General features: G+C 58.7%; 10 protein-coding genes. 6 read left to right on the forward strand and 4 right to left on the reverse strand.

All coding sequences use genetic code 11. The features are described from left to right. Positions 1-61: 61 nt before the first annotated feature. The 5 genes from secA2 (at position 62) to HMPREF2760_RS01040 (ending at position 5,290) form a co-directional block, all read left to right on the forward strand. Entirely contained in the window at positions 62-2,353 is a 2,292-nt protein-coding gene (gene secA2 / locus HMPREF2760_RS01020) for an accessory Sec system translocase SecA2 (RefSeq protein ID WP_070596385.1), read from the forward strand. Positions 2,354-2,440: 87 nt separating this feature from the next. After that, a complete protein-coding gene (gene odhI / locus HMPREF2760_RS01025) occupies positions 2,441-2,872 on the forward strand; it encodes an oxoglutarate dehydrogenase inhibitor Odhl (protein ID WP_010186533.1) in 432 nt (143 codons plus the stop codon). Between the two features lie 106 nt (positions 2,873-2,978). Beyond that, entirely contained in the window at positions 2,979-3,734 is a 756-nt protein-coding gene (locus HMPREF2760_RS01030; RefSeq protein WP_070524832.1) for a transcriptional regulator FtsR, read from the forward strand. Positions 3,735-3,835: 101 nt separating this feature from the next. Next, the gene (locus HMPREF2760_RS01035; RefSeq protein WP_070524859.1) at positions 3,836-4,429 is read left to right on the forward strand and encodes a bifunctional nuclease family protein; all 594 of its coding nucleotides are present in this window, start codon (positions 3,836-3,838) and stop codon (positions 4,427-4,429) included. Between the two features lie 300 nt (positions 4,430-4,729). Next, complete coding sequence (locus HMPREF2760_RS01040; protein ID WP_198530989.1) at positions 4,730-5,290, forward strand: MerR family transcriptional regulator; 561 nt, start codon at positions 4,730-4,732, stop codon at positions 5,288-5,290. A 108-nt stretch (positions 5,291-5,398) separates the two neighbouring features. Here the strand turns inward: HMPREF2760_RS01040 and HMPREF2760_RS01045 are convergent, their stop codons facing one another. From HMPREF2760_RS01045 to HMPREF2760_RS01055, 3 genes are read right to left on the reverse strand one after another with little or no spacing between them, the layout of a single operon-like run. Next, positions 5,399-6,241, reverse strand: a complete 843-nt coding sequence (locus HMPREF2760_RS01045; protein ID WP_070524836.1) for a vWA domain-containing protein — start codon at positions 6,239-6,241, stop codon at positions 5,399-5,401. 56 nt (positions 6,242-6,297) lie between these two features. Further along, the gene (locus HMPREF2760_RS01050) at positions 6,298-7,152 is read right to left on the reverse strand and encodes a 3-methyladenine DNA glycosylase (RefSeq protein ID WP_070524839.1); all 855 of its coding nucleotides are present in this window, start codon (positions 7,150-7,152) and stop codon (positions 6,298-6,300) included. Next, positions 7,149-8,438 (reverse strand): DEAD/DEAH box helicase, encoded by a 1,290-nt coding sequence (locus tag HMPREF2760_RS01055; RefSeq protein ID WP_070524840.1) that lies wholly within the window; start codon positions 8,436-8,438, stop codon positions 7,149-7,151. The genes HMPREF2760_RS01050 and HMPREF2760_RS01055 overlap by 4 nt, the downstream gene beginning before the upstream one ends. 115 nt (positions 8,439-8,553) lie before the next feature. On the opposite strand from HMPREF2760_RS01055, the gene HMPREF2760_RS01060 reads away from it, so the two are divergent. Then, entirely contained in the window at positions 8,554-9,348 is a 795-nt protein-coding gene (locus HMPREF2760_RS01060; protein ID WP_232755706.1) for a hypothetical protein, read from the forward strand. Positions 9,349-9,579: 231 nt separating this feature from the next. Here the strand turns inward: HMPREF2760_RS01060 and HMPREF2760_RS01065 are convergent. After that, a partial coding sequence (locus HMPREF2760_RS01065; protein WP_148138830.1) for an HNH endonuclease signature motif containing protein occupies positions 9,580-10,214 on the reverse strand: 635 nt, incomplete at its 5' end.

Raw genomic sequence — 10,214 nt, forward strand, 5'->3', positions numbered from 1 at the left:
AACCGGGGTTGACTAAAGTCGATAGAAGACCTGTATGACGCACAAGGATGGAGGAGTGCTCATGGGCGCATTCGATTGGTTCTGGAAGGCAATGGGCGCGCAGTCCGAGCGCAACAATAAAAAGTCGAAAGCCGTCGTCACGGCTGCGGATTCCGCGGTGGAAGAAATTGCCAACCTATCGGATGCAGAGGTTGCCACCACCGCACGGGAATGTGTGAAGGATGGCACGATTGCGGATAAGTCGCGTTTCCTCGCTGCTCTGGCCGTGGCCAGCGAACGCAAGCTCGGCATGCGCCCATTTAATGTCCAGTCCCAAGCCGTTCTCCGCTTGCTTGAGGGTGATGTCATCCAGATGGCCACCGGTGAGGGAAAGACCCTGGTGGGCGCAATGGCCGCGACTGGTTTTGCGCTGACCGGAAAACGCGTCCACCTGGTGACGGTCAATAACTATCTAGCGGCGCGCGATGCCGAGTGGATGCGCCCGCTCGTGGAGTTCTTCGGCCTCACGGTGGCCTCGGTCACCGAGAAGCTCGGCCCGGAGGAGCGCCGCGCGGCTTACCTATCTGACATCATCTATGCGCCAGTCAACGAGCTCGGTTTCGACGTGCTACGGGATAACCAGATCACCTCCCGTGAGCAGACGGTGCAGGCGCGCGCAGATGTTGCGTTGGTGGATGAAGCGGACTCCGTGCTTGTCGACGAAGCCCTCGTCCCCCTCGTCCTCGCCGGAAACCGCCCGGGTGAGGAGTCCACAGGCCACATCACCAACGTGGTTTCGCGCCTGCGCGAGGAACAGGACTACGTTATTGCGGAGGACGGGCGCACGGTAGCGCTGACCGACGATGGAGCGGCGCGAGTCGAGCGCGAGTTGGGCATTGATTCGCTCTACTCCGAGGAGAATATCGGCTCCGTACTAGTCAAAGTGAACTTGGCGCTGCACGCGAAGGCGCTGCTCATTCGTGACATTCACTACATCATCACGGACGGAAAGCTGCAGCTTATCGACGCCTCCCGCGGCCGCGTAGCCGAACTGCAGCGCTGGCCCGACGGCCTGCAGGCCGCTGTGGAGGCCAAGGAAGGCTTGGAGGTATCGGAAGGAGGGCGCATCCTCGACACCATTACGCTCCAGGAACTCATGCGCCGTTACCCGTTGGTGTGCGGGATGACCGGTACCGCTGTGGAGGCGACCGATCAGCTACGGCAGTTCTATAACCTCCACGTATCGGTCATCGATAGAAACAAGGAACTGCAGCGCTTCGATGAGGCGGATCGCATCTATGCCTCGGTGGATGAGAAGTCCCGCGCCATCGTGAACGAAATCGTCGCGATCAACAGCACCGGCCAACCAGTTTTGGTGGGCACCCACGACGTCGCCGAATCCGAAGATCTCGCCGCTGCGTTACGCGAACGGGGGATCGAGGTAAACGTCCTTAATGCGAAGAATGACGAGGACGAGGCGCGCATTGTGGCGGAGGCTGGCGACGTCGGCCGTGTCACCGTTTCCACCCAGATGGCGGGCCGCGGCACGGATATTAAGCTGGGCGGCGCTGATGAGTCTGACCGCGATGCCGTCGTCGAGAGGGGTGGTCTGGCGGTGCTCGGCACCTCGCGGCACCGTTCCTCGCGTCTGGATAACCAGTTGCGCGGTCGCGCTGGCCGCCAGGGAGATCCGGGCAAGTCCATCTTCTTCGTTTCCTTAGAAGATGACGTGGTTAAACAGGGTGGGGAAGATGAATCCTTGTCCGCCCGCCCCGATGCCGACGGGCTCATCGAATCCAAAAGGGTTCGTGATTTCATTGCACACTGTCAGCGCGTGACCGAGGGGCAGCTTCTAGAGATTCACGCGCAGACCTGGAAGTACAACCACCTGCTCGCAGATCAGCGCATCATCATTGATGAGCGGCGAGCTAAGCTGCTCGATACCGACCAAGCCTGGCAGGAGCTGGCTGAGCGGGCACCGGAGCGTGCTGCTGAGCTTCGTGACGTCCCCGCTGAAGCGCGCGAGCGGGCGGCCCGTGAGATTATGCTCTTCCACCTCGACCAGGCGTGGGCCGACCACTTGGAGTTGATGGATGATGTGCGGGAATCTATCCACCTACGTGCCATCGCCCGCGAGACGCCAATCGACGAATACCACCGCATCGCGGTGCGCGAGTTTAAAGACCTAGCGCAGCGCGCGGTTAATGACGCCGTTGATACTTTTAAAACCGTGCTTATCGATTCAGATGGCGCCCATCTAGAGGATCACGGCCTGTCCCGCCCGAGCGCAACGTGGACTTATATGGTCTCCGATAACCCACTATCAGGGGGCGGAAACTCCGTGCTCAAGGGCATAGGAAACATTTTCCGTTGATGTAAATTGCGGAGAGGCGACTCGCGCGGGCGGCGGAGTCGCTAATATGGAATGAGTCAACATTGATCCGACCCTTCGGAGGTAAAAATGAGCGAGAATACCGGAACGCCGGAACCGCAGGCAGAAACTACTTCTGTCTTCCGCGCAGATCTTCTCAAGGAGATGGAAAACGGCACCGCGGCGGGTTCTGACGCCTCCGTTGCTGGAGCTGAGAACTTGGCTGAGGGCCAGGCACTGCTCGTCGTCAAGCGCGGTCCCAATGCAGGCGCTCGCTTCCTGCTTGATCAGCCGACCACCACCGCCGGCCGCCATCCAGAGGCTGATATCTTCCTCGATGACGTCACCGTGTCTCGTCGCCACGCGGAGTTCCGCGCGAAGGACGGTCAGTTTGAGGTAGTCGATGTCGGATCGCTCAACGGAACCTACGTGAACCGCGAGCCGCGCAATGCTCAGGTACTCGAAGTGGGCGATGAAATCCAGATTGGTAAATTCCGCTTGGTATTCATTGCCCCGAAATAAGGCAGTGCCTGTCCTAAAGAACTAGGGGAGAAGGCCGGGGGAAGCTTCCACCTGAGCTCCCCTTTTGTCATAGTGAAATCGTGAAGAAAGCAGTAGTAGTCCTATCGTGAGCGCACAGAAGTCCACCGCCGCTGCCGCAGCAGCGTCTTCCGTGGTCAAGAAGACCAAGCCTGCTAAGCAGAAGCCCATGTCTATTGGCGTAACGCTGAAGCACGTGCAGAAGCAATTTCCGGATGTGACGGTGTCGAAGATTCGCTTCTTGGAATCTGAGGGGCTGATTACTCCAGAGCGCACCGCGAAGGGCTACCGCCGCTACTACCAGAAGGACCTTGATCGTCTTCGCTATATTCTGACCGCGCAGCGCGATCACTATACGCCGCTCAAGGTTATTCGGGAACAGCTAGACGCGATGGATTCGGGGCAAGTTACCGCCATCGTGTCCTCCCAGGCCGAGGCCCTCATCAGCGCCGAGCAGCTGCGCGCGCCGGTGGTCACTCGGCTTACCGACGCCGATGTGGCCGACCAAGCAGGCACTACGCAGGAAAACATCGCCAAGCTGGTTTCTGTGGGACTGATTAAGCCGGATCCGGCGGGCTTCTTTGATACGGATGACGTGTCCATCGTGGCCGCGGCCGTGGCGCTGGAATCCTTCGGGTTTGAGGCGCGACAGTTGAAGTCGCTGCGCAATGCTGCCCGCCGCCAGGCGGACATGATTTCGCAGGTGGCAACGCCGGTGGCGCATTCGAAGTCTGATACTGCCCCGCAACAGGCCGAGGAGCTTTCTCAGCAGATGGCGGCCCTTGTTCTGTCGCTTCACGGGACGTTGGTCAAGACCGAGCTTCGTGACGAATTCCGCCCTTAAACCATACGGGCTTTTATTTCCGTAAGTTTGGCGCCGACTTTTCTACGCCACTTAACCGGCCCGACAACCATGTGCAAGGAATGTGTGTAAAAGTGGATTCCATGAACACTGAAGTATTGAAATTTCTAGGTATCCACCCCGTTGGCCCCGAAAATAACCTATGTGCTCTTTTCTATTGGGCGGAGGCGGACCGGCACGTGCCGGTCTGGGTCTCACCCATCGACGGCGCGCGTGTCCTCCAAGTACTTGAGCGGCACTTTAATGCGCGCCCAAGCACGTATGAACTGCTCATCGCCTTTGCGGATCAGCTAGATGGCATCGAGCATATTTGCGTGTCCGAGTACCGTAAGGGCGTTTTCATGGTTGATCTCCTGGATGGTACCGGCGAAGAGCACGATGCCCGCTTGTGCGACGCTCTTGTCCTCGCAGATCACTATGGGTTGCCCATTCATTTTGAGAAGGATGTGCTCGACGAGGTAGCCATTTACATTAGCGATGAGGACCTTAAAGAATATTACGGCCTAGAACGCGAGGCAGAATCCCTGGAGACGTTCCCGGAGAAGCGCATGCGCGAGTTTAAGGAGCGCCATTCCCAGCAAAGCGCGCTGGAGGACGATGACTTCGAGCAGATGATGCGTGATTCCGGAATCTCCGAGGAAGATTTGCTCGGCGGCAAAGATGGTGAAGAGGAGTAAAAGGGGAGTTTAAGCTCCCTTCCACATAATTCAGCCCTAAGCCCTGATCCCAGCTAGACATTAGAAGCGGCGCCCTCTGTGGCGTCGCTTTAGTCGTGCTACCACTGAATTTTTTAATGACACGCGTGTGACTAATGATGACAAAGTGACTCAAAAAGTCTAAAGTTCTACTAGAGGTTCACGGAGGACGACTCTTGACGCGGTCGCTGACGTGCCCTTTAATAGAAAAATAGAACTCCCCTCAAGTATCACTGGAGTAATTACGTGAGCAGTAAGAATAACCGTCCCGAGTCCAGCGCACTGCCGCTCGAAGATTTCGCAGCCAACGACTACGTTCAGGAATCCCTTTTTGATGTCGGGCCCGACGAGGAGCTGGGCTACCGCGTGCCCATCGCTTGTCAGGTAGCCGGCATTACCTACCGCCAGTTGGACTACTGGGCGCGCACGGACCTGGTGAAGCCCTCGATTCGCACTGCTCGCGGCTCTGGTTCCCAGCGCCTGTACTCCTTTAAGGACGTGCTGGTTCTCAAGATTGTCAAGCGCCTTTTGGACACCGGCATTTCTTTGCAGAATATTCGCCTCGCGGTGGAATCCCTGAGGGATCGCGGAGTTAATGATCTTGCTGAGCTCACCCTCGTCTCCGACGGCACCACGGTTTATGAGTGCCGCTCGAACGACGAAGTCATCGACCTTCTTGCCGGTGGACAGGGCGTGTTTGGCATCGCTGTCCCAGGCATCCTGAAGGAGCTTTCCGGAACCATCACTTCCTTCCCGGCCGAGCGCGTTGTGGAGGACGAAGAAGTCGACGTTGTATTTGGCCTCGACGAACTGGCTGCTCGGCGCAAGCTCAAAACCTCCTAAGGAAGCCATCCGCCGCCGCTCCTCTTAGTCACTGCAGCTCACGTCAGTGCTCTAGAGGAAGCGGCGGCTTTTTTGATGTGCGGCGTCGATGCGCCTGAAGTGTCCCGGTTATCGTGCCCCGGCGGCGTTGGCGATGGCCTTTTTGTCCTCTTGGGCATTTGAAGGGTCCGAGATGGTCTTGTAGGAGTCAGCGAGCTTTTCGAGCTCGGCGTCCTTTTCACCTTCACCGATATGCACCACGCTCAAGCTAACGCCCTGACCGCGCGCGGCTTTGACTGCCTCTGTAAAGCTTGCGTCATCCATATCTTGTTGGGTCCCAGTAGTAACGAGCACGACGCGGGCGTCTTTGCCCGTTTCTGCCTTTTGGTCCGTGGCGTTATTCAGTGCCGCGACCACGGCGCTGCGAGTTTGAGGAACGCCACCAGTGCCGAATTGCCGTACTGCGAAGGCCACGTTCTCGGCGTCGCCATAGGCTACATTCTGACGGAAGCCCACGGTGGCCGTGGCTGAAATGGGTGAGGAATAGTTCCAGAGAGCCACCTGGCTTCCCTCCGCGCCGACTGCCGACGCCGCCTCCGCCACGCCCTCGGTTACCTCATCGAAGTACGGCGCAAGGTTGTCGGAGGTATCAAGAAGGAACAACGTATTCGGCGCCACCCCTTGATCTTCCTTGTTTTCAGTGCTGGGCGTGGCTGATACCGATTCGGACGGCTGTACTGACTTCGAGGGCGTGGTCGATGCAGACGTAGTGCTAGCGCTTACACTTGTTGGTTTCTGTACGGCCGATGACTCAGTGGTTTTATCCGCCGCTACTGGCTCGCTCGAATCGGATTCCCCTCCGCGGAAGAGGAAGAATGCGCCGATAACCAACGCCAAAACCGCGAGGACGGCCACGATGATGACCCACGGTGCGATTGCATAGTTATTCTTTCCATCCGAGTGCCGGGCCATCTTTTTCCTTCCGCGCTGGGGTCTCGGGGCAGTAGAGGGCGCCCCGACGGGTCACATCAATGGTCTCTCATTGTAGCGCTCAGTGCTGCTCTAATTTGGGAGACAAGCCGCGCGCGGAGTGGCTCGGAGGCGTCGGCAAGCGCGCGTTGGCGCCGCACATACTCCGACTTTCCCTCTGGCGTTTCGATGGGGACGACCCCAAAGCCCCACTCGCGGCAGTCATATGGCGAGGCCTCCATGTCGAGCGTGCGCGCGGCCACCGCCAACCGGAAGGTATCGAGGAACAAGTCACCTGGCACCAACGGGCCCAATTTCCACGCCCATTTATATAAATCCATAGTCGCATGGACGCAGCCAGCCTGGTCGTTGTCCGGTTGGTCCTCACGGGTCAGCACCGTGAGGTTAAGCGGGCGGGCGGGCTCAGTAAAGAAACGGAAGGCATCGTAGTGCGTGCATTTGATGCGGTGCTTGTCGACGACTGCGTTCGTCCCTTCCGCTCCCAACCGCAACGGCAGGTCATGGCGAGGGGAATCGGTGTGGTACACAATGGCCCATTCATGCAGGCCAAAACAATCAAATTGGGTGGGATTGTGCGCCGTCTTTTCCAGAAGTTCCAGGATGTAGCGCACGGTTCCGCCGCGGCGTTCGAGGAAGGCCTCGGTGTCCATCGTGATGCCCTCGGCAGTGCGGCGGTAGTAGCGCCATTCGCTGTGCGGAGCGTTCCCTTCCAGGGTGACCCCTACGCCTGGGTGCCAACGGCGCAGATGAGAGGGGCGGACGGGGTAGTACTCGAAAAGGAAGTCGTAGACAGGGTGATACGAGCCTGGGTGGCGATAGCGAGCGAGGAACTCATTTGCTTCCTCCTCGTGCTGTCGCATCCGGGCTTGCCAATCCTTGGGCGCGAGAATCATCGTTGTCCAGCACTGCCTCGACGGCGGCGGTTGTTACGGCCGCGGCGGCGGTGCCCCGGTGCTTCCTGCTTAGGCTGCTGTTGGTTCGGTGGCCCGAGCGGCTCGCCCTTCGGCTTGCGCGCACCGGTCATCTGGGCAAGTTCGGGGCTGCTGGCGGGGTTGGCGCGGTCACTGATGTCGAGGTCGGTGTGGTCCACTCCGGCCTTTGCAATGAGCTTGGCCACCTCTCCGCGCTGCTCGTCGGTAACGAGTGTGACGACGGTGCCTGACTCACCGCCGCGGGCGGTGCGGCCGGAACGGTGTAGGTAAGCCTTGTGCTCGGCGGGTGGATCTACGTGGACGACGAGGGAGACATCCGCAATGTCGATACCGCGTGCGGCGATGTCCGTGGCGACGAGCACGGGTACGCTTCCGTCGGCGAAGCCCTCAATTGCCTTGGTACGTGAACCTTGGCCCTTATCGCCGTGAAGCGGCAGTGCGTTAATACCGACTCTGCGCAGCTTCTTCGCCTGCCTGTCGACTCCGTGCTTGGTCCGCATGAACATGATGGTCTTTCCCTTGCGCGCACCGAGCCGCAGGACGACGTCGTTGCGTGCCTCGCGCGTGCCGATGAAAATGAGGTGGTGCTCCATCGTGTCCACGGCGGCCTCGACGGGGGCTGTGGAGTGGGTTACGGGGTCGTGCATGAACTGCTCAACCAACTTGTTGACCTCACCGTCGAGGGTGGCGGAGAAGAGTAAGCGTTGGCCGTCTGGTGGGGTGAGTTTGAGCAGTTTGCGTACCTGGGGAAGGAAGCCCATGTCCGCCATCTGGTCGGCCTCGTCGAGCGCAGTGATGGTGATCTGGTCGAAGAAAAGCTTGCCTTGGTTGATGAGATCCTGTGCGCGGCCCGGCGTAGCAACAAGTAGGTCAACCGGGCGTGCTAATGAGCGAATGTGGTTGTTGATGTTGACACCACCGACAACCGCCAACACCCGCAGCCCCAGCGCGGCTGCGGGTTCTTCCAAGCGTTGTTGGATCTGCGTTGCCAGCTCACGCGTTGGCGCCAACACGAGACCGCGTGGGTGCGCAGGGCGCGAGACACCGGATTCGGCAAGTCGAGTGAGCATGGGAAGGCCGAACGTGAAGGTTTTCCCCGAGCCCGTGGGGCCGCGACCGAGGACGTCCTTGCCGGCGAGGGCGTCGGGAATCGCGGCTTCTTGGATAGGGAAGGGGGTCGTGATGCCCTGTTTGTCAAGGACGCGGACAACATCGCGGGGGAGGCCGAGTTCGGCGAAAGTATTCATCGGGTGGAAGTCTAGTTTGCTTCGCTGCCAGATAGAAAAGCCAGTGCGGGGAATGGGCCTAGCATCCTGCACTGTTGGCAGTAATGTGATGTAGGTCTCTGCTAAATTGATCGGCATGACGAACCCTTTCGGTAGCCCGCAACAGCCGCCCCGTGGATTTGGCCAGAACCCGCAGCACAACCAAGCACCGCCTGGCTTTATCAATCAAAATCAAGGATCTCACGTCGGTGGCCCGGCGATGCCACAGCCGCCCGAAAAGAGGCCCAGCTCGAAGACAGCATTGTGGATCGTTCTGGCGGTAGTTCTTGTATTCGCCATCATCGCAGGCGTCGCTATTTTTGCTGCAGTTTCTTTCTTCAAAGATGTTGCTGCCGATTTTGATGATGCGCCACAAGACGTAAGTGCTTCCGACAATGCCTATTGGAACAGCACATATGACTCCGATGAGGTTGACAGGATCCGCGCCTCCGAGGTTTCTGCCCCGGTGCCCGCTCCGCTCATTGACCTTTCGGACGAGTGCTATGAGGACACGTCATTCTTCGGGCAGGCGGACTATCTGGGCCTAGATGTTCAGTGGGTTCCGACGATTTCTTGCATCTATGGTCCGGACAGAGAATTCGTGGCTCAGTACACAGAGAACAAGGATGCTATACGCGATACTGAAAGCGTTGGGCTCGCCGGCACCGTCGAGGACTTCACCTCGGCCCGCGGCTCCCAGATTGGCGCTTTTAGTGAGGAAGATGAGTACGTGATTGCTGAAGTGCTTGAGGATGGCAATGCGGTTATCGAGTACGTCATGGACGGCTATGATTCCAACGGGGACGAAGCGGACTTGAATGATTTGGCCAACTATCTCGTGGGTGCGGGAATCCTTGACTCGGCTCTGGGTGGTTCGTCGGTGAATGCCTAGCTATCTTCGGCGCCGCACGCGCTTGACGACGCTTCACCCACCCCAAGTGGCCCGTCAACCCTCATCCGGTTGGTGGGTCTCGTTCTTTAAGGGCTTAAATGCACGTTGTTCCTGCCGGTATTTGAAGTGTTATCAAGGATCACCGATCTGCCCGTCAACCATCTTTGGGTTGGCGGGATCGGTGGCTGGCGGTGTCCTTTCTGCTGTTGCTGCGTGTGGTGGTTGTGGGTGTTAGCTGCAGTCGGGTGGTTCCTCTGGTGGTTGTCCTGCTTGTTCGGCGTTGAGTCTGGCTAGTGCTTCTTGGTATTCGGGCATTGCGGTGATTGGTGTGCCCCAGGGTGGGATGAAGCTGACCCCGGTGTTGAGCCGGTACATGTAGCCGCGGCCGGTAGGCCTTTGCGGGTCATCATCGTTAATACCGTTGTGGTAGGCGCACAGGAAGGTCAGGTTCTTGATGTTGGTGTAGCCGCCTGCCTGCCAGGGGATGAGGTGATGGACTTGGCAGTAATCAGCGGGCTTGTTACAGCCTGGTCTAGAACAGGTGTGGAATTCAGCGTGCAGGGTAAGGCGTTGTTTGAAGTTTGCTCCACGCTCTAGTCGCCAGGTGTTGATGGGTCCTTCAATGGGGTGGACGATGGTGGCATAGCCTATTTCGGCGAATTTGTGGGTGAGGAATTCCGCCCCGGTCATGCGCCCACCGTTAGTCAAGTTGAGCTCTATTTCGTCCCCGTCGCCGTTTATGATCTGGTCGAGCTCGTTCAGGGTGACGATGACTTGGGTGCGCACCGCGGGTTTGGAACCGGTGCCTTCTTTGAAGAAGACGTCGTTGGCTGCTTGAAGCAGGTCGGTGTTGGTGGATTCTAAGA

The organism is Corynebacterium sp. HMSC065D07 (assembly GCF_001810695.1).
Taxonomy (GTDB): Bacteria; Actinomycetota; Actinomycetes; order Mycobacteriales; family Mycobacteriaceae; genus Corynebacterium; species Corynebacterium hesseae.